Origin of the sequence: Streptomyces sp. NPDC007264 (assembly GCF_042869095.1) — a bacterium.
Classification (GTDB): Bacteria; Actinomycetota; Actinomycetes; order Streptomycetales; family Streptomycetaceae; genus Streptomyces.
On sequence record NZ_JBIAFD010000021.1, the window covers coordinates 21155 to 39986 of the forward strand.

At 73.0% G+C, this 18832-nt stretch carries 17 protein-coding genes; 8 read left to right on the top strand and 9 right to left on the bottom strand.

What is annotated here, in order from left to right; all coding sequences use genetic code 11:
• Nucleotides 1-35: 35 nt before the first annotated feature.
• On the bottom strand, nt 36-5027 hold the full coding sequence (locus ACFYMU_RS28715) for an ATP-dependent helicase (RefSeq protein ID WP_388379092.1): 4992 nt from the start codon (nt 5025-5027) through the stop codon (nt 36-38).
• A 109-nt stretch (nt 5028-5136) separates the two neighbouring features.
• Here ACFYMU_RS28715 and ACFYMU_RS28720 point away from each other — a divergent pair, with 109 nt between their 5' ends.
• The 3 genes from ACFYMU_RS28720 to ACFYMU_RS28730 are packed head-to-tail and all read left to right on the top strand — an operon-like array spanning nt 5137 to nt 7111.
• Nucleotides 5137-6156 carry an AraC family transcriptional regulator gene (locus ACFYMU_RS28720; RefSeq protein ID WP_388379095.1) on the top strand — a complete coding sequence of 340 codons (1020 nt, stop codon included), beginning with the start codon at nt 5137-5139 and terminating at the stop codon, nt 6154-6156.
• A complete protein-coding gene (locus tag ACFYMU_RS28725) occupies nt 6057-6785 on the top strand; it encodes an AzlC family ABC transporter permease (protein ID WP_388379322.1) in 729 nt (242 codons plus the stop codon). The genes ACFYMU_RS28720 and ACFYMU_RS28725 overlap by 100 nt, the downstream gene beginning before the upstream one ends.
• A gap of 17 nt (nt 6786-6802) precedes the next feature.
• The gene (locus ACFYMU_RS28730) at nt 6803-7111 is read left to right on the top strand and encodes an AzlD domain-containing protein (RefSeq protein ID WP_388379098.1); all 309 of its coding nucleotides are present in this window, start codon (nt 6803-6805) and stop codon (nt 7109-7111) included.
• An 84-nt stretch (nt 7112-7195) separates the two neighbouring features.
• On the opposite strand, the gene ACFYMU_RS28735 is transcribed toward ACFYMU_RS28730, so the two are convergent.
• Nucleotides 7196-8140, bottom strand: coding sequence for a hypothetical protein (locus tag ACFYMU_RS28735; RefSeq protein WP_388379101.1), 945 nt, complete (start codon nt 8138-8140; stop codon nt 7196-7198).
• An 80-nt stretch (nt 8141-8220) separates the two neighbouring features.
• On the opposite strand from ACFYMU_RS28735, the gene ACFYMU_RS28740 reads away from it, so the two are divergent.
• Nucleotides 8221-8415 carry a DUF3046 domain-containing protein gene (locus ACFYMU_RS28740; protein ID WP_388379104.1) on the top strand — a complete coding sequence of 65 codons (195 nt, stop codon included), beginning with the start codon at nt 8221-8223 and terminating at the stop codon, nt 8413-8415.
• Nucleotides 8416-8474: 59 nt separating this feature from the next.
• Nucleotides 8475-9689 carry an AI-2E family transporter gene (locus tag ACFYMU_RS28745; protein ID WP_388379106.1) on the top strand — a complete coding sequence of 405 codons (1215 nt, stop codon included), beginning with the start codon at nt 8475-8477 and terminating at the stop codon, nt 9687-9689.
• A gap of 21 nt (nt 9690-9710) precedes the next feature.
• Here ACFYMU_RS28745 and ACFYMU_RS28750 read toward each other — a convergent pair whose 3' ends face one another.
• The gene (locus tag ACFYMU_RS28750; protein ID WP_388379109.1) at nt 9711-10514 is read right to left on the bottom strand and encodes a hypothetical protein; all 804 of its coding nucleotides are present in this window, start codon (nt 10512-10514) and stop codon (nt 9711-9713) included.
• The gene (locus tag ACFYMU_RS28755; protein WP_388379110.1) at nt 10514-10729 is read right to left on the bottom strand and encodes a hypothetical protein; all 216 of its coding nucleotides are present in this window, start codon (nt 10727-10729) and stop codon (nt 10514-10516) included. Before ACFYMU_RS28755 ends, ACFYMU_RS28750 begins: the two co-directional genes overlap by 1 nt.
• Before the next feature lie 326 nt (nt 10730-11055).
• Here ACFYMU_RS28755 and recA point away from each other — a divergent pair, with 326 nt between their 5' ends.
• From recA to ACFYMU_RS28770, 3 genes are all read left to right on the top strand, one after another.
• Nucleotides 11056-12183, top strand: coding sequence for a recombinase RecA (recA, locus tag ACFYMU_RS28760; protein WP_388379112.1), 1128 nt, complete (start codon nt 11056-11058; stop codon nt 12181-12183).
• A 3-nt stretch (nt 12184-12186) separates the two neighbouring features.
• Nucleotides 12187-12936 (top strand): recombination regulator RecX, encoded by a 750-nt coding sequence (gene recX, locus ACFYMU_RS28765; protein ID WP_388379114.1) that lies wholly within the window; start codon nt 12187-12189, stop codon nt 12934-12936.
• A 294-nt stretch (nt 12937-13230) separates the two neighbouring features.
• Nucleotides 13231-13893 carry a hypothetical protein gene (locus ACFYMU_RS28770; protein ID WP_388379116.1) on the top strand — a complete coding sequence of 221 codons (663 nt, stop codon included), beginning with the start codon at nt 13231-13233 and terminating at the stop codon, nt 13891-13893.
• Between the two features lie 9 nt (nt 13894-13902).
• On the opposite strand, the gene ACFYMU_RS28775 is transcribed toward ACFYMU_RS28770, so the two are convergent.
• The 5 genes from ACFYMU_RS28775 to ACFYMU_RS28795 all read right to left on the bottom strand — a co-directional run bounded on the left by ACFYMU_RS28775 (nt 13903) and on the right by ACFYMU_RS28795 (nt 18715).
• Complete coding sequence (locus tag ACFYMU_RS28775) at nt 13903-14328, bottom strand: rhodanese-like domain-containing protein (protein WP_388379119.1); 426 nt, start codon at nt 14326-14328, stop codon at nt 13903-13905.
• A gap of 5 nt (nt 14329-14333) precedes the next feature.
• Nucleotides 14334-16061 carry an FAD-dependent monooxygenase gene (locus ACFYMU_RS28780; RefSeq protein WP_388379121.1) on the bottom strand — a complete coding sequence of 576 codons (1728 nt, stop codon included), beginning with the start codon at nt 16059-16061 and terminating at the stop codon, nt 14334-14336.
• 174 nt (nt 16062-16235) lie between these two features.
• The gene (locus ACFYMU_RS28785) at nt 16236-17132 is read right to left on the bottom strand and encodes an amino acid ABC transporter permease (protein ID WP_388379124.1); all 897 of its coding nucleotides are present in this window, start codon (nt 17130-17132) and stop codon (nt 16236-16238) included.
• The gene (locus ACFYMU_RS28790; protein WP_388379127.1) at nt 17129-17794 is read right to left on the bottom strand and encodes an amino acid ABC transporter permease; all 666 of its coding nucleotides are present in this window, start codon (nt 17792-17794) and stop codon (nt 17129-17131) included. The genes ACFYMU_RS28785 and ACFYMU_RS28790 overlap by 4 nt, the downstream gene beginning before the upstream one ends.
• Before the next feature lie 75 nt (nt 17795-17869).
• Nucleotides 17870-18715 (bottom strand): glutamate ABC transporter substrate-binding protein, encoded by an 846-nt coding sequence (locus tag ACFYMU_RS28795; protein WP_388379130.1) that lies wholly within the window; start codon nt 18713-18715, stop codon nt 17870-17872.
• Nucleotides 18716-18832 lie beyond the last annotated feature (117 nt).

Here is an 18832-nt window from a genome sequence, read left to right on the forward strand (position 1 = left end):
AAGGGTGACACGCCCGGGTGCCGGGGCGAGAGAGCTCAGGCGCGGATGCGCAGGCCCCGCGGGGTCGCGATGAAGCCCGCTCCCTCCAGGAGGATGCCGAACGGGGACGACAGGGCCGGGGCGCCGTTGACGCGCTCCACCGTGATCGTGCCGAGGGAACCCGCCCGGGCGGCCGCACCCAGGGCGTCGGCGGCCGCGCGCAGGCGGTCGTCCTCCACCGGTGCGGCCTGCGGGTCGGACGGCCAGGCCAGGAGTGTCTTGCCGCCGCGCTCCATGTAGAGCGTCAGCTCGCCGTCGACCAGGACCACCAGGGAGCCCGCCTTCCGCCCGGGCTTGTGCCCGGCGCCCGTGGGGGGCTCGGGCCACGGGAGCGCCGAGCCGTATGCGTTCGCCGGGTCGGCGGCCGCCAGGACCACGGCCCGTGAGGGGCCGCCGGAGCGGGTCCGATGCGGTGGCGGGCCCCCTCGGTGGGAGGGTCCCGGGCCGGGTCCCCGGACGGAGAGACCAGAACCGGACCGCGGGCCTCCGAAACCGGCGGCGGACAGCGCGTCCGGCAGGGCCCGGCCCGTGTCGAAGGCATCGGCCGCACCGGCGCCGAACGGGTCGTCCTCGTCTTCCGGGCCGTCGAACGCGTCGTACCCGGTGCCCGGGGTCCCGGTCGGCCCGAACGGGTGCCCCTGGTCGCCGGCGAAGGCGCTCGCAGCGGTGCTCCCGGCGCCGGGCCCCGCACCGGGCCCCGCACCGGGCCCCGCACCGGGCCCGGGCGGTGGCCCGCCCCGCTCCCGTGCGTTCGCCACGGCGCGCAACCGGTCCACCGCGCCGTCCATCGCGAACTGTGCCGCGCCCAGCCCCTCGACCACATAGCCGCGCCGGGCCTGACCGCTCTCCTCGAAGACGGAGAGGATGCGGTACGTGGCCGAGAAACCGCCCTCCACGCCCTCCGTGGCCACCGCGCCCCGGGTCACCACCCCGTGCCGGTCCAGCAGCGTCCGGGCCACGGCGTGGGCGCGCACCGTGGGATCGCTCTCGCGGACGGGCAGCAGCGACCAGCGGCCCGCCACTGTGGGCGGCCCCGTACGGGACTGGGGGCGGGCGGCGGCCGTCAGGGATCCGTACCGCCCGCGCGGGACGGCGCGCTTGGCGCGGTGTGCCGTCGAGCCCGCGGTACGGCCCGAGCCGAGCAGGGACCGCATCGGTGCGAGCGTGTCGTTCGTCAGCCGCCCCGACCAGGCGAGGTCCCAGACCGCGTCGGCCAGCTGGAGGTCGGTGACGTCCGGGTGAGTCGTGGCGCGGACCTGGTCGGCGATCTGGCGGAAGAACAGGCCGTACCCGCCCGAGAGGGCGTCCAGGACCGACTGGTGCAGTGCCGTGGGCTCCAGGGGGTGCGGCGCGGACAGGAGCAGGGGGGCCGCGTCCGCCAGGTAGAGGGAGACCCAGCCGTCCTTGCCGGGCAGCGCGCCCGCGCCCGCCCACACCACCTCGCCGGCGGCCGTGAGCTCGTCCAGCATCGCGGGCGTGTAGTTCGAGACGCGGGCGGGCAGGACGAGCTTCTCCAGCGCGGACGCGGGCACGGACGCGCCCTGCAGCTGTTCGACGGCGCGCACCAGGCCGTCGACGCCCCTGAGCCCGTGACCGTTGCCGACGTGCTGCCACTGGGGCAGGAACTGCGCCAGCGCGGCCGGCGGGACCGGCTCCAGCTCGTGCCGCAGCGCTGCCAGCGACCGGCGGCGCAGTCTGCGCAGCACCGCCGCGTCGCACCACTCCTGACCGATGCCCGCCGGATGGAACTCCCCCTGGACGATCCGGCCGGACGCCGCAAGCCGTTGCAGGGCGCCCTCGGTGACGGCCACGCCGAGCCCGAACCGCGCGGCCGCGGTCACCGACGTGAACGGGCCGTGCGTGCGTGCGTACCGCGCGAGGAGGTCGCCCAGCGGGTCCTTGACCGGCTCGGTGAAGGCCTCCGGGACGCCCACCGGCAGCGCCGTGCCGAGCGCGTCGCGCAGCCGGCCCGCATCCTCGACCGCGGCCCAGTGATCGGCACCGGCGACACGGACGGTGATCGCACGGCGCGCGGCGGCCAGCTCCCGCGCCCAGTGCGGCTCGGCCCCCCGCTCCGCCAGCTCGGCGTCGGTGAGCGGGCCCAGCAGGCGCAGCACGTCCGCGACCCCCTCCACGTCCTTGACGCGCCGGTCCTCGGCGAGCCACTGCAGCTCCCGCTCCAGCTCGGTCAGGACCTCGGCGTCGAGCAGCTCGCGCAGCTCGGCCTGGCCCAGCAGCTCGGCCAGCAGCCGGGAGTCCAGGGACAGCGCGGCGGCGCGCCGCTCGGCGAGCGGTGAGTCCCCCTCGTAGAGGAACTGCGCGACGTAACCGAACAGGAGCGAGCGGGCGAACGGGGAGGGCTCCGGGGTGGTGACCTCGACGAGCCGCACCTTCCGGGACTCGACGTCGCCCATCAGCTCGGCGAGCCCCGGGACGTCGAACACGTCCTGAAGGCATTCCCGGACGGCCTCCAGGACGATCGGGAACGAGCCGAACTCGCTCGCCACCTGCAGCAGCTGCGCCGCGCGCTGACGCTGCTGCCACAACGGGGTGCGCTTGCCGGGGTTGCGGCGCGGCAGCAGCAGCGCGCGCGCCGCGCACTCGCGGAACCGGGACGCGAACAGTGCCGAGCCGCCGACCTGGTCGGTGACGATCTGGTCGACCTCGCCCTTGTCGAAGACGACGTCCGCCGCGCCGACGGGCGCCTGCTCGGCGCCTGCCGCCGCGCCCGCGCAGGCGCCCGCCGCCGGCTCCTGGTCGAGCAGGTCCAGGCCCATCAGATCGGCGTCGGGCAGGCGCAGCACGATGCCGTCGTCGGCGTGCATGACCTGGGCGTCCATGCCGTACCGCTCCGCGAGCCGCGCGCCCAGCGCGAGCGCCCACGGGGCGTGCACCTGGGCACCGAACGGGGAGTGCACCACGACCCGCCAGTCGCCCAGCTCGTCGCGGAAGCGCTCGACCACGATGGTGCGGTCGTCCGGGACGTGGCCGCACGCCTCGCGCTGTTCGTCCAGGTACGACAGGACATTGTCCGCGGCCCAGGCGTCCAGCCCCGCCGCCAGCAGTCTCAGCCGCGCGTCCTGCCGCGCCAGCGATCCCATCTCGCGCAGGAACGCGCCCACCGCGCGCCCCAGCTCCAGCGGGCGGCCCAGCTGGTCCCCCTTCCAGAAGGGCAGCCGGCCGGGCACACCGGGCGCGGGGGAGACCAGGACGCGGTCCCGCGTGATGTCCTCGATCCGCCAGGAGCTCGTGCCGAGCGTGAACACGTCCCCCACCCGGGACTCGTAGACCATCTCCTCGTCCAGCTCGCCGACCCGACCGCCGCCCTTCTTGGGGTCGGCCCCGGCGAGGAAGACTCCGAAGAGCCCGCGGTCGGGGATCGTGCCCCCGGAGGTGACGGCGAGGCGCTGGGCGCCGGGGCGGCCGGTGATCGTGCCCGCGACCCGGTCCCACACCACGCGCGGGCGCAGCTCCGCGAAGGCGTCGGAGGGGTAGCGGCCGGCGAGCATGTCCAGCACCGCCGTGAACGCCGACTCCGGAAGCGAGGCGAAGGGCGCCGCCCGCCGGACCGTGGCGAGGAGGTCGTCGAACTGCCAGCTGTCGAGCGCCGTCATGGCGACGAGCTGCTGGGCCAGCACGTCCAGCGGATTGGCCGGGACCTTCAGCGACTCGATGGCGCCCGTGCGCATCCGCTCGGTGACCACGGCGGCCTGCACGAGGTCGCCCCGGTACTTGGGGAAGACGACGCCCGTGGAGACCGCGCCGACCTGGTGTCCCGCACGGCCCACGCGCTGCAGCCCGGAGGCCACGGACGGCGGCGACTCGACCTGGACGACGAGGTCCACCGCGCCCATGTCGATGCCCAGCTCGAGGCTGGAGGTGGCGACCACGGCGGGCAGCCGGCCCGCCTTGAGGTCCTCCTCCACCAGGGCGCGCTGCTCCTTGGACACCGAACCGTGGTGGGCCCGGGCGAGCACCTGGGGCGCCCCCCGGGCCGCGCCCGAGCCGCCCATCAGCTCCGCGGGAGCGTGGTGTTCCTCCAGCGTCTCGCCGGTCGCCCGCTCGTACGCGATCTCGTTGAGCCGATTGCACAGCCGCTCCGCGAGACGGCGCGAGTTGGCGAACACGATCGTGGAACGGTGGGCCTGCACCAGGTCGGCGATCCGCTCCTCGACGTGCGGCCAGATGGACGGGCGCTCCGTGCCCTCGGTGCCGTCGGCGACCGGGGAGCCGCCCAGTTCGCCGAGGTCCTCCACGGGGACGACGACGGAGAGGTCGAACTCCTTGCCGGACGCGGGCTGGACGATCTCCGCCTTGCGGCGCGGGGAGAGGAAGCGGGCGACCTCGTCCACCGGGCGCACGGTGGCGGACAGGCCGATACGGCGCGCGGGCTTCGGCAGCAGCTCGTCCAAGCGCTCCAGGGAGAGCGCCAGATGCGCGCCACGCTTGGTGCCCGCCACCGCGTGCACCTCGTCGAGGATCACCGTCTCCACGCCCGTCAGCGCGTCGCGTGTGGCCGACGTCAGCATCAGGAACAGCGATTCCGGGGTGGTGATGAGGATGTCCGGCGGGCGTGTCGCCAGGGCGCGGCGCTCGGCGGGCGGGGTGTCGCCGGAGCGGATGCCCACCTTCACCTCCGGCTCGGGCAGGCCGAGCCGGACCGACTCGTGGCGGATGCCGGTGAGCGGACTGCGCAGGTTCCGCTCCACGTCGACCGCGAGGGCCTTCAGCGGGGACACGTACAGCACCCGGCAGCGCTTCCTGGGGTCGGTCGGTGGCGGGGTGGACGCCAGCTGGTCGAGCGCGGCGAGGAACGCGGCCAGTGTCTTGCCCGAGCCGGTCGGGGCGACCACGAGCACGTCCGAGCCCTCGGCGATGGCGCGCCACGCCCCGGCCTGGGCCGCGGTGGGCGCGGAGAACGCCCCCGTGAACCAGCCGCGGGTCGCGGGCGAGAAGCCGTCGAGGGCCGGATGTGCGGAGCTGACCATGCGTCCATCCTGCACCCGTCCACTGACAATGCCCCCGACCAGGGCGGACGCCCGGCGCCGGTACGGCGGGCGCGCTCGGGCCGGCCCGGACGTCGGTCAGAATGGGGCCATGGTGGGTTCCGGGGAGCGGGCACGGCACTGGCGGTACGAGGAACTGCCCGGCGTCGATCTGCTGCGCGCCCGGTACATCCGCAAGACCTTCGTGCGGCACACCCACGAGAACTTCGTGATCGCGGCCATCGCCGACGGCGTCGAGGTCTTCCACCACGGCGGTGCCGACCGGTACGCGGGCCCCGGCGCCCTGGCGCTGGTCAACCCCGACACCCCGCACACGGGCCGGGCCGGCGGACCCGAGGGCTGGCGCTACGGAGCCGTCTACCCCTCCCCGGAGCTGGTGGCCGAGATCGCCGCCGAGACCACGGCCATCCGCGGCACCCCCGGCTTCGCCGCGCCCGTGTTCGAGGACCCGTACGCCGTGGGCCTGGTCCACGAGGTGCTCCGGGCCGCGGACGAGGGCAACGCGCTGGCCGCCGACACCGTGCTGCGGGTCGCCGTGACCCGGCTGCTGCGGCTCAACGGCGCGCCGATGCCGCAGCGGGCCGTGCGTACGGCCGGTGCCCGCACGGCCGCACGCGCGCGTGCCGTGCTCGAGGGGCGCATGGCCGACCCTCCGACACTGGAACGGCTCGCCGCGGAGCTCGGCACCAGCCCCTTCGCGCTGCTGCGTGCCTTCCGCGAGACCTACGGCATGCCCCCGCACACCTGGCTGACCGACGCCCGCGTCCGGCGCGCCCGGCGCCTCCTGGACGCCGGCACCGCACCCGCCGAGGCGGCCGTCGCGGTCGGTTTCACCGACCAGCCGCACCTCAACCGCCACTTCACCCGCATCGTGGGCGTGCCGCCCGGGGCGTACCGGCGCGAGCGCCTGGGCGACGGTCCCCGTGCTCTGCGGCGCAAGAACGTACAAGACCCGCAGGCGCGGCCGCCCGTACCGTCCGGGGCGTGGCAGAACAGACCGCACTCGCGGACATACGCAGGGACGACGGCGGAAGGCCGGACGCCGCCGTCGTCCGGGACGCCCTCGGAGTCGGGGTCGCCGTGGGGCTGTCCGGCGTCGCCTTCGGGGTGACCTCGGCCGGCAGCGGGCTCACCCTCCTGCAGACCTGCGCGCTCAGCCTCCTGGTGTTCACCGGGGCCTCACAGTTCGCCCTGGTGGGTGCCCTCGCGGCCGGAGGCAATCCGTTCACCGCGGCCGCGGGCGCCTTCTTCCTGGGCGTGCGGAACACGTTCTACGGACTGCGGCTGTCACAGATGCTGGCCCTCCCCCGCGCGGTGCGGCCCCTGGCCGCGCAGTGGGTCATCGACGAGACCGCCGCCGTCGCGCTCGCCCAGCCCACGCGGCGGAGCGTCCGCATCGGTTTCACCGTCACCGGGTTCTCGCTCTACGTGCTGTGGAACCTGACCACGCTCCTGGGGGCCGTCGGCGACACCGACGCCTGGGGTCTGGACGCCGCGGGCCCCGCGGTGTTCCTGGCGCTGCTCGCGCCGATGCTGAAGACCGCCACGGAGCGCGCCGCGGCGGGCGCCGCCGTGGCGCTGGGGCTCGGCCTGCTGCCGGTCCTGCCGGCCGGAGTGCCCGTCCTGGTGGCGGCGCTGGCGGCCCCGGCCGTGCTCTGGGCGGAGGGCCGGCGGAGGGGACCGGACGGCCGGGGCCACGGCACGGGCACGGCCGCGGGCGGCACCCAGGAGGAGCGTTGAACACCGGGGGAGGACAGGTGGACATCTGGATCGCGATCGGCGTCACCGCGGCCGGCTGCTACGCCGTGAAGCTCATCGGTCTGCTGGTGCCCGCCCGGGTCCTGGAGCGGCCGCGCGTCCAGCGGCTCGCGGCGCTGCTGCCGGTGGCGCTCCTGGCCGCCCTCACGGCCCAGCAGACCTTCGCCGACGGCCGCGCCCTGGTGCTGGACGCCCGGGCCGCGGGACTCGCTGCGGCCACCGTCGCGCTGCTCCTGCGCGCTCCCTTCCTGCTGGTCGTCGCCGCGGCCGTGGCGGTGACGGCCGGGGTGCGTGCGATGGCGGGCTGAGCGCCGGGCCGGCCGGTACCGGTGGTCCCGGGCCGGATGCCGACGGGGACCACCGGCGCGTGTGAGCCGCGCGGGGCCGTCGGGTCAGCCGATGGCCCTTCCGTACGCCCGGAGCGTGCGCAGCGCCTCGATGGTCACGACAGGGCGGCACTCCAGGGCCGTGCCCGGGGCCCACTGGCGCCAGTTGACGGGCCAGCCCCCGTCCTCGCGCTGTTCGGCCGTGAGGAAGTCCAGGGCCCGCGCCATCTCCTCCTCGGTGAACCACGCACGCGCGAGGGATTCGGGCGTGGGCGCGAAGTGGTACGGGAAGTGGTGCTCGCCCGGCGCGTACCCGGGCGCGACCGGAAACGCCTCGGGGCGGTCCGGATCCAGGACGGCGAGCCGCTGTTCGCGCACCAGGCGGCCGAGCCGGGCGGCGGCCGCCTCCGCACGGGGACGGTCGGGCACCGAGTCCAGGAACGCCACGGCCGCCTCGATCTCGTACGGGTGCGACGTCTCCAGGGACTCGACCGCCTGCCAGCAGAAGTCCGTGGCCCGGAACAGCCACGCGTGCCACACCTCGTTGCGGTGCAGCAGGCCCACCACGGGCCCGGTCGCGAGGAGGTCGCTCGGCGGATCGTCGACGATCGGCACGAAGGGGGCCGCCGGGTAGCCGCGCTGGCTGGGACGGATCGCCGGCAGGGCGCCGTCCGGCGTCGACACGGCGGTCAGGTAGCGGCACACGCGTTCCACCCGCTGTCCGCCGCAGCGCCCGATCGAGTCCAGCACGCGCAGTGCGTGCGCGGCGTGCAGGGGCTGGCTGACCGGGCCGCGCAGATCGGGTTCGAGGGCGTGACCGTACCCCTCGTCCGCGGTGCGGTAGGCGGCCAGCGCGGCCTCGACGGGGTCGGCGCCGCCGCCCAGGAAGTGGTAGGCGAAGCGGTGTTGTTCGAGCACACGTGCGGTGAGCCAGACGAACTGCTCGGCGCGGGAGAGCGGGGAGCGCGCGGGGGGCGCGGCGGGGAGTGGGGGTGCTCCGGATTCGGCCATGGATCAGACCGTAGGACGAAAAGGCTTCCCGGCAAGCGGTACCGCCTCGGGCCCACTCTCAGGGGCGGGATACTGGGGTCATGCGGTTGACGGTCTTCTGGCAGCGGATGGCGGATCACTTCGGTGAGGCGTACGCCGACACCTTCGCGCGCGATCACGTGATGGCGGAGCTCGGCGGGCGCACGGTGCGTGAGGCGCTGGCCGCCGGCTGGGAGGCCAAGGACGTGTGGCGCGCGGTGTGCACGGCCGTGGACGTTCCGCAGGAGAAGCGCTGAAGAGCCGAGAAGATCCCCAGGCGCTCCCGGATGCCGTCGACGTGGGTGAGACTTGCCCCGTGGCCCCGACAGACGAGACCTCGCAGGTCCCCCGGCAGGAATCGCCGCCCGGCACGACACCGCCCGCCCGCCCTCCGGCGGACGCGCGCGCCGCGGCGGGCGCCCGCATGCCGCGCTGGCTGCCGCGCGCCATGGTGCTGGCCCTCGCCCTCATCGCCGCGTTCCAGCTGGGCAGCTGGGCGTTCCACCAGCTCACGGGCCTGCTGATCAACGTCCTCATCGCGTTCTTCCTGGCCCTGGCCATCGAGCCCGCGGTGAGCTGGATGGCCGCCCGGGGCATGCGCCGCGGGCTGGCCACCTTCCTGGTCTTCCTCGGCCTGATGATCGTCGTCGCCGGGTTCGTCACGCTGCTCGGCTCGATGCTCGCGGGCCAGATCATCAAGATGGTCGAGGGCTTCCCGGACTATCTCGACTCCGTCATCAACGGGATCAACACGACGTTCCACACCGAACTCAGACGGGTGGACGTGCAGGACAGCCTGATCCACTCCGACTGGCTCAAGAAGTACGTCCAGAACAGCGCCACCGGTGTCCTGGACGTCTCCGCGCAGGTGCTGGGCGGCCTCTTCCGGCTGCTGACGGTCGCGCTGTTCTCGTTCTACTTCGCCGCCGACGGGCCGCGGCTGCGGCGGGCGCTGTGCTCCGTACTGCCGCCCGCCCGCCAGAGCGAGGTGCTGCGCGCCTGGGAGATCGCCGTGGACAAGACGGGCGGCTACCTCTACTCGCGCGGACTGATGGCGCTGATCTCCGGCGTGGCGCACTACGTCCTGCTGGCGTCGCTGGACATCCCGTACGCGCCCGTGCTCGCCGTCTGGGTCGGCCTGGTCTCGCAGTTCATCCCCACCATCGGGACCTACCTGGCGGGCGCGCTGCCCATGCTGATCGCCTTCACCGTGGCGCCCTGGTACGCGGTGTGGGTGCTCGTCTTCGTCGTGATCTACCAGCAGTTCGAGAACTACATGCTGCAGCCCAAGCTGACCGCGCGGTCCGTGGACATCCATCCCGCGGTCGCCTTCGGGTCGGTCATCGCGGGCACGGCCCTCCTCGGGGCGGTCGGCGCGCTGGTCGCGATCCCCGCGGTCGCCACCCTTCAGGCGTTCCTGGGGGCGTACGTGAAGCGGTACGACGTCACGGACGACCCCCGTGTCCACGGGCACCGGACGGGCACCCCCGGAAGGCTCACCGCGCGCCTGCGGCGGCTGTTTCCCGGCTGAGGCGGCGTCCGGGAGCCTCCCTCACCAGGTGAGGGCCGCCAGGATCGCGGCGCCGACCACGGCGGCCGCGTAGCCGCCGACCGCCCCGTACACGATCCGCTGCTTCGTGGCGTCGCTCCAGGAGGTGCGCGCCAGCAGCCAGGCCAGGGCGGGCAGCACGAGCACGGCGTGCAGACTCACCCCGTGCAGCGGCTTGAGCGGCGCCGTGGAGTGGTACGCCGCCTGCTGGTGCCCGGCGCGGGAGAGCAGGACCCCGCGTGCGATCATCGCGGCCCCCGACAGCAGCCCGACGAGCAGGATCGCGAATCCGGAGCGCACGGCGGGCGCCATGCCCGGGGGCCCGTCGGGCCGGTGCCGGAAGGCGGCGGCGGCGAACGCCGAGAGCACGACGACCAGGACACCGCCGCCCAGCGCCAGGGTCATCGCGACCGCGGTGTCGAAGGGCGTCCCCGTGTTGAGGTGCGAGGGCACATGGCGCCACGCCTGGAGGGTGATCCCGGCAACCTCCACGACGCAGTCGGCGGCGAACACGACGAGCAGGACGGTCCGTGCCCGCGCGCCGACGCGCAGGTACGACGTCACCCAGGCGACCGCGCTCAGCGTCAGCCCGAAGGAGAGCCCGAAGGTGACGGGCTTGCGCCAGGACACCGGGCCGTTCCAGGGGCCGCCGTCGACGACGAAGACGATCAGATGCAGCAGCCCGGACAGGACCAGGAGGGCGCCGGTCGCGTGGCAGAGCCGCTCGACGGCGCGCGCCCGGGGCCTCCTGCCCGTCGGGCTGAGCGGAGGCCGTTCCGAGGTGACGGAGGCGGGGGACCCGTCCATCAGGCCCTCGCCCTCTGCCGCAGCGGGGCAGCGCCCACGGCGGCGGCCGGCCCGGCCGGGCCGGCGCGTCCGGCGACGGGCGGGACGACGGGCGGCGGGAGCCGGCCGCCGGTGTCCGGCGTCACCGGCTCCGGTACGGGCGGGTGGTCGGCGTCGGTGTCGGTGTCGGCGGGGGCGGGCGCACGGCCGGTCCGGGTGGTCGTCTCGTGATCCATGGGGCCAAGCCTCGCGAGAGCGGCCCGTGCGGTCGTCCTCCGGCCGAAGACACCGCTCGTACACCGCGGGGAGTAGTCCCTCGCGCGAGCCGTCACGGATCGCGAACGCCGCGACCGCGCTCACGGCGCCGGCGCGCTTGACATAAAAATCGAACATCCATTCTTATGGAAGCTCCGGCGAGGCCAAGGGTGGGGATTTCGACACGTTTTCGCGGACAAGTGCCCAAGTTGTCCACAGGCCGGACGGGCGTCGGGGCGCATTGTCAGTGGCAGGCGTTAGCGTCTTTGACGTGAAGCGATCGACTCAAGCAAACCGGGTGGAACCCATGGCAGGAACCGACCGCGAGAAGGCCCTCGACGCCGCCCTCGCACAGATTGAACGGCAGTTCGGCAAGGGCGCGGTCATGCGCATGGGCGAGCGGTCGAGGGAGCCCATCGAGGTCATCCCGACCGGGTCGACCGCGCTCGACGTGGCTCTCGGCGTCGGCGGCCTGCCGCGCGGCCGTGTCGTGGAGATCTACGGCCCGGAGTCCTCCGGCAAGACGACCCTGACCCTGCACGCCGTGGCCAACGCGCAGAAGGCCGGCGGCCAGGTGGCCTTCGTGGACGCCGAGCACGCCCTCGACCCCGAGTACGCGCGCAAGCTGGGCGTCGACATCGACAACCTGATCCTCTCCCAGCCCGACAACGGCGAGCAGGCCCTGGAGATCGTGGACATGCTGGTCCGCTCCGGTGCCCTCGACCTCATCGTCATCGACTCCGTCGCCGCGCTCGTCCCGCGCGCGGAGATCGAGGGCGAGATGGGCGACAGCCACGTCGGTCTGCAGGCCCGCCTGATGAGCCAGGCCCTCCGGAAGATCACCAGCGCGCTCAACCAGTCGAAGACCACGGCGATCTTCATCAACCAGCTCCGCGAGAAGATCGGTGTGATGTTCGGCTCGCCGGAGACCACGACCGGTGGCCGGGCGCTGAAGTTCTACGCCTCGGTGCGCATCGACATCCGCCGCATCGAGACCCTGAAGGACGGCACGGAGGCGGTCGGCAACCGCACCCGCTGCAAGGTCGTCAAGAACAAGGTCGCGCCGCCCTTCAAGCAGGCCGAGTTCGACATCCTCTACGGGCAGGGCATCAGCCGTGAGGGCGGCCTGATCGACATGGGCGTCGAGCACGGCTTCGTCCGCAAGGCCGGCGCCTGGTACACGTACGAGGGCGACCAGCTCGGCCAGGGCAAGGAGAACGCGCGCAACTTCCTGAAGGACAACCCCGACCTGGCCAACGAGATCGAGAAGAAGATCAAGGAGAAGCTGGGCGTCGGCGTGCGTCCCGAGGAGCCCGCCGCCGAGCCGGGTGCGGACGCGGCGAGCGCGGCGCCCGCGGCCGGAGAGGCCGCAAAGACGGTGTCCGCCCCGGCGGCCAAGACGGCCAGGTCCAAGGCGCCGTCGGCCAAGAGCTAGCCCATGGCACGACGAACCGACTGGGCGGAGTACATCCACCCCGCGGTCCCGCAGGAGCAGGGCGGTGGGGAGGCCGGGGGGTCCGTCGGGGACGGCGACGGGGGCGCGTACGAGGAGGGCACGTCGCGGGGCGACGGCCGTGCACGCGGGGGACGCGGACGAGGGCGGCGGCGCGGGGTCGGGGGACCGGCCGGCGGCCCACAGGATGGAGGTTCCTCTTTCTCGTCGAGGGCCGAGAAGGGTGAACCCCCAGGGGACCCGGCTGAGCGGGCGCGGGCGATCTGTCTGCGCCTGCTCACCGGGACCCCGCGCACGCGGAGACAACTGGCGGACGCCCTGCGCAAGCATGAGGTCCCCGAGGACGTGGCGGACGAGGTGCTGTCGCGGTTCGAGGAGGTCGGCCTGATCGACGACGGCGCGTTCGCGGACGCCTGGGTGGAGTCCCGGCACCACGGCCGGGGCCTGGCCCGCCGCGCGCTCGCGCGGGAGCTGAGGACGAAAGGCGTGGATTCCGCGCTCATCGACGAGGCGGTGGGGCAGCTCGACGCGGAGCAGGAGGAGGCCACGGCGCGCGAACTCGTGGCCCGCAAGCTGCACGCCACGCGAGGTCTCGACCGCGACAGACGAGTGCGGCGCCTCGCGGGGATGCTCGCCCGCAAGGGCTACTCCGAGGGCTTGGCACTCAGGGTGGTCCGCCAGGCGCTGGAGGCCGAGGGCGAGGACACGGAAGGGCTGGACGAGGGGGGCTTCTGAAGCGGCGGGGTTGCCCCGGCGTGCTCCGGTTGAACGCGGGCCCTGGACACGGTGGACGCGCGGGGGCGCCGATCGCGTTCAGGGCTCGGCTGCTTCACGGGCGGCGGCATAAAGCCTTTGCATCTGGACGAGCGGTGGACAAGGGGTATTTCTTCCCACGCCGTCGGTTGTTTCTGCCTCTTGTCGGGCGGAATGGCAGGGGCCGACCCTTGAACGAGGAGGTGCCGGTGCTTTCTGTGCCGGTGCCCCCATCGGGAATGGTCCAGCCCACTCCGAGGCTTGAGGTGAGGAAACATGAGCAAGAGGCTCTTCCGGAGCGTAGGTGTCGCAGTGGCAGCCTCCTCCTTGGTCGCCGGGGCACTGGGAATATCCGCCACGTCCGCTTCAGCCTCACCGCAGAAGCCCGAACTGACACCGAGTCTGCTCCGCTGCTACCGGACCTATCACGATCCGCGGGTGATCATCTGTTACCGGATCCACCACAGGCGCCATTACATAGACGGTCGGTTCATTTATGTTCCGGTCGTCATTCGGGTGGTCACGCCCCGGTATTACCCCCGGCCTTTCTTCGTGAACAACCTGCCGGGCATCAATGTGATTCAGCGCCAGGAGCGGCTGCGGCTGCAGCAGCTGACCCCGCAGCAACAGCAGCAGCAACAGCAGCAGGAACAGCAACAGCAGATGCCCGAGCGGCAGCAACAGCAGCAGGAACAGCAACAGCAACAGCAACAGCAGATGCCCGAGCAACAGCAGCAGGAACAGCAACAGCAGATGCCCGAGCAGCAACAGCAGATGCCCGAGCAGCAGCAACAGCAGCTACAGCAGCAGCCCGAGCAGCAACAGCCCGAGCAACAGATGGAGCCCCAGCAGACCGAGCAGCAGCCGGAGCAGCAGATGCCCGAGCAGCAGATGGAGCCTCAGCAGACCTCGCCGGACGTCGGCGCCGGCATGGAGTAAGCAGGGGCCCTACAGCGTCACCGGCAGCCCCGCCGCTCTCCATGCCTGGAAGCCGCCCACCAGGTCCGTGGCCCGGCGCAGGCCCAGCGTCCGCAGGGAGGCGGCGGCCAGGCTGGAGGCATAGCCCTCGTTGCAGACGACGACCACCCGCAGGTCGTGGCTCGTGGCCTCGGGGACCCGGTGGCTGCCCCGGGGGTCGAGGCGCCACTCCAACTCGTTGCGCTCGATGACGAGGGCCCCCGGGATCAGTCCGTCACGGTCGCGCAGGGCCGCATACCGGATGTCCACGAGCAGGGCCTCGCCCGCCCGCGCGGCCTCGTAGGCCTCCGCGGCCCCCACCCGGTCGAGGCCCTCGCGGACTCGCTCCAGCAACTCGTCGATGCCCAGGGGGCCTTCGGGGGTGGACGCCACTGCCGGTCCGCCGGGTCCGGGCATGCTCCTCAGCCCGCGTTCGCGGCGGCCTGCGCCTTCGCCGGGCCGCCCAGCGCCGCCTCCGCCGCCTCGTACAGCTCGGCCGGGCGCACCCCGCTCAGCGCCGTGACCAGGTGACCGTCCGGGCGGATCAGCAGCACGGTGTGGGCGGCCGCGCCGGGGTAGCCCTCGGCGACCAGCAGTTCGGCGGTGTGCGGCAGGGCCGTCACCGCCGCCGCCAGCCTGGGCATGATTCCGGCCGACACCCAGTGCTTGCGCTCCCAGACGCCGGTGCCGGGCGCGATCAGCACCACCAGCAGCGCTCCACGCCCCAGCCGGTCCCGCAGCCGTACGAAGGAGCCGTCCTCCGCCGTCACCCGTACGTCCACGACCTGCGCTCCGGGCTCGGTGTCCACCGGCGTCGTGGACCCGCCGCCCGGGGGCATGAGCGGTGAGCCGGCGTACGACCCCGGTGTGCCCAGCGCGCCGCGCCCCAAGTGGCCGTCCGCGAGGAGCGCGTCATGGCCACGAGCGGATCCCGGCACGTACGCCCGCAGTCCCCCCGCGCCACGCAGCAGCGGCAGCGCCTGGTCGGCGGCGCGCAGCCGGGCCGCGACCACCGCGCGGCGCTCCGCCTGGTAGCTGTCGAGCAGTGCCTCGCGCGGCCCGTGGTGCCAGGCCAGCGCCAGTTTCCAGGCGAGGTTGTCGACGTCCCTGAGGCCCTCGTCCAGGCCCTGTGTGCCGAGTGCGCCGAGCAGATGCGCGGCGTCCCCGGCGAGGAAGACACGGTCGGCGCGCCAGCGGCGGGCGAGCCGGTGATGCACGATGTGGACGCCGGTGTCGAGCAGGTCGTAGGCGGGGGTGGTGCCTCCGTTCCAGCCCGTGAGGGTCTCCCGGACCAGGGTCACCAGCAGTTCCGGTGTGACCAGGTCCTTGCCGGGCGGCAGCAGCCAGTCCAGGCGCCACACACCGTCGGGCAGGGGACGGGCCGTCACCTCCCCGCCCGAGGGGCCCGAGGTCCGCCACGGCGGCATGCGATGCAGCAGCGCCTCGCCGGTCCACGGCAGTTCGGTGCGCAGGGCCGCCACGGCATGGCGTTCCACGGCCGTGCGGCCCGGGAAGCGGATGTCGACCAGCTTGCGCACGGTCGAGCGCGGGCCGTCGCAGCCGACCAGGAAACTGCCGCGCCACCACGTGCCCCGGGGGCCGCGTGTGTGCGCGGTGACGCCCGACGGATCCTGCTCGAGGGAGTCCAGCCGGCTCTCCGCGGCGAGCCTGACCAGCCGTTGGCCGGCGATGGCGTGGCGCAGGGCGCCGGTGAGCACGTGCTGGGCGATGTGCAGCGGGGCCGGCCCGCCGGAGGCGCCGGGCTCCGTGTCCGCCGCCCTCGGGCCCTCGGCACCCCGTGCCGGGGCACCGCCGTGTCCGCTTGCGAATCCGCCGCCGTAGCCACCCGTGTACCCGCCGCCGGGCTCGTCGCCGGCGCCGGCCGGCTCGAAGGCGACCTCCCGCATCACCTGCTTGCGCCGCATCGACCGCCATCCGCTCCAGCGCAGTCCGGCGGCGGCGAGCGGCATGCCGGTCAGCCGTTCCATCAGCGCGGTGGTCTCCTCGCGCAGCACGACGGTGCGCGCGGCGCGATGCTCGTCGTTGCCCGAACCCTCGTCGAGGACCACGGACGGGACCTCCTGGCGCGCGAGCGCGAGCGCGAGCGCGAGTCCGACCGGCCCCGCTCCGACGATGATCACCGGATCCACGGCGTGGCGCCCCCTGCCCTGAGCGGTGTGCTGGGAGACGTACGGAAACGGGCAGTCGGAGCGAGGTGCACGATCACAGAACGTATGCAACCCACTGCCGGTGCTTGCGTCAAGCGACGAGGGGCAGTGGCGATCATGCCACTGCCCCTCGTGGAGCAGGAGGAACGGGATCCCTCACACGGTCAGGGAGGCCGCGGTTCCGGTCGACTCCGTCCCGGCGACCGCCGCCGGGGGCAGCACCGCCCCCGACGACCTCTTGCCGCGCCGCAGCCGCTTCTCCAGCCAGCCGGCGAACGTCGTCAGGGAGAAGTTGATGACGATGTAGACGAGCGCCACGATCGTGAAGCTGGCGATGGTGTTGGCGCCGTAGTACGAGCTCATCGGCGAGACGGAGGCCAGCAACTCGGGGAAGGTGAGGACCGCGCCGCCCAGCGCCGTGTCCTTGACGATGACCACGAGCTGGCTGACGATCGCCGGCAGCATCGCGGTGACCGCCTGAGGCAGCAGGATGAACCGCATCACCTGGTTCTTGCGCAGACCTGTCGCCAGGGCGGCCTCGGACTGGCCCTTCGGCAGCGAGAGGATGCCCGCCCGCACGATCTCGGCGAGCACCGAGGCGTTGTACAGGACGAGTCCGGTGATCACGGCGTACAGCGGGCGGTCGTCCGAGCCGACGTTCGTGTACTGGGCGAACAGGGCGAGGCCGAAGATCATCAGGACCAGCACGGGGATGGCCCGGAAGAACTCCACCACGATCGTGACCGGTACGCGCACCCAGGCGTGGTCGGAGAGGCGGGCGATGCCCAGCACCGCACCGAGCGGAAGCGCGATGGCCATCGACAGGGCCGCCGCCTCCAGGGTGTTGCGCAGACCCGGCCAGATGTACGTCGACCACGCCTCCGTGCCGCCGAGGAACGGCTTCCACTTGTCCCAGGCGAGCTGCCCCTTGTCCTCGAGGCTGCTGAACACCCACCACAGGAGCGCGACCGTGCCGAGCAGGAACAGCACCGTGTAGAGGACGTTGCGCCGCCTGGCCCGGGGGCCCTGGGCGTCGTACAGGACGGAACTCATCGCTTCACCGCCACCTTCTTGCCCACCCAGCCGAGGATCAGGCCGGTCGGCAGGGTCAGACACACGAATCCGAAGGCGATCACCGCGGAGATCAGCAGCAGCTGGGCCTCGTTCTCGATCATTTCCTTCATCAGCAGGGCCGCTTCCGTGACGCCGATGGCGGCCGCGACCGTGGTGTTCTTCGTCAGCGCGATCAGTACGTTCGCGAGCGGGCCCACGACCGAGCGGAACGCCTGCGGCAGCACCACCAGCGTGAGCACCTGGGTGAAGCCGAGCCCGAGCGCGCGGGCCGCCTCCGCCTGCCCGACGGGCACCGTGTTGATGCCTGCCCGCAGCGCCTCGCACACGAACGCCGAGGTGTAGGCGACCAGCCCGAGCGCGGCGAGCTTGAAGTTGAGGGCCGCGAAGTCGGTCGAGCCGCTGCCGACGCCCAGGGTCTGGTTGAGCCCGAGCGAGGTGAACAGGATGATCACGGTCAGCGGGACGTTCCGCACGATGTTCACGTAGGCGGCCCCGAAACCGCGCATCAGCGGCACCGGACCGACCCGCATGGCGGCCAGGAGGGTGCCCCAGATCAGGGAGCCGATCGCGGAGAGGACGGTGAGCTGCACCGTCGTCCAGAACGCTCCCAGCAGGTCGTAGCGATCAAGAAAGTCGAACATGAGGTCCCGCGCTCCCGCGTGTCGGACAGGCCGGAGAGCGCCGCCTTCGAGGACGGCGCTCCCACCGGGCCCTGTTTACTGGACGATGTTGCCGATCTTCGGCGCGGGCTCGTTCTTGTAGTTCGCGGGACCGAAGTTCTTCTCCACGGCCTGCTTCCACGAACCGTCCGAGACCATCTTCTCCAGGGCGCTGTTGATCTTCGCCTTGAGGTCGCTGCCCTTCTTGACGCCGATGCCGTAGTTCTCGTTGGTCATCTTGAAGCCGCCGAGCTTGAACTTGCCCTTGAAGGCGGCCTGCGAGGCGTAACCGGCGAGGATCGAGTCGTCGGTCGTCAGGGCGTCGACGGCACCGCTCTGCAGGCCCGTCAGGCAAGCCGAGTACGTGGGGTACTGCAGGAGGTTGGCCTTCGGGGCGAGCTTGTCGTGGACGTTCTGCGCAGAGGTCGAGCCCGTCACCGAACACAGCTTCTTCGAGTTCAGGTCCGAGGGCGACTTGATGGCGGTGTCGGCGGCGCGCAGCAGCACGTCCTGGTGGGCGAGCAGGTACGGGCCGGCGAAGTCGACCTTCTGCTGGCGCTCCGAAGTGATCGAGTACGACGCGGCGATGAAGTCGACGTCGCCGCGCTGCAGCATGGTCTCGCGGTCGGCGCTCTTCGACTCCTTCCACTCGATCTGGTCCGCGTCGTAGCCGAGCTGCTTGGCGATGTACGTGGCGACGTCCACGTCGAAGCCGGCGTATCCCTGCGGCGTCTTCTGACCGATGCCGGGCTGGTCGAACTTGATGCCGACCTTGATCGTCTTGCCGCCGCCGTTCCCGGAGGACGAACCGCCGTCGCTCTTGTTGTCGGAGCCGCAGGCCGTGGCGGCGGTGGCGAGGGCGAGCACGGCGGCCGTGGCCGCGGTGATCTTGCGGAGCTTCATGGTGAACATCCTTTGCCTGGTGAGGAGCTACGGGCCGGGGAGCCGGAAGGCGGCCGGGGCCCGGAAGGAGGGGCGTTTGCGACTGTCCGTGGCGGGGTGCGGACCGTCGGTCACGAG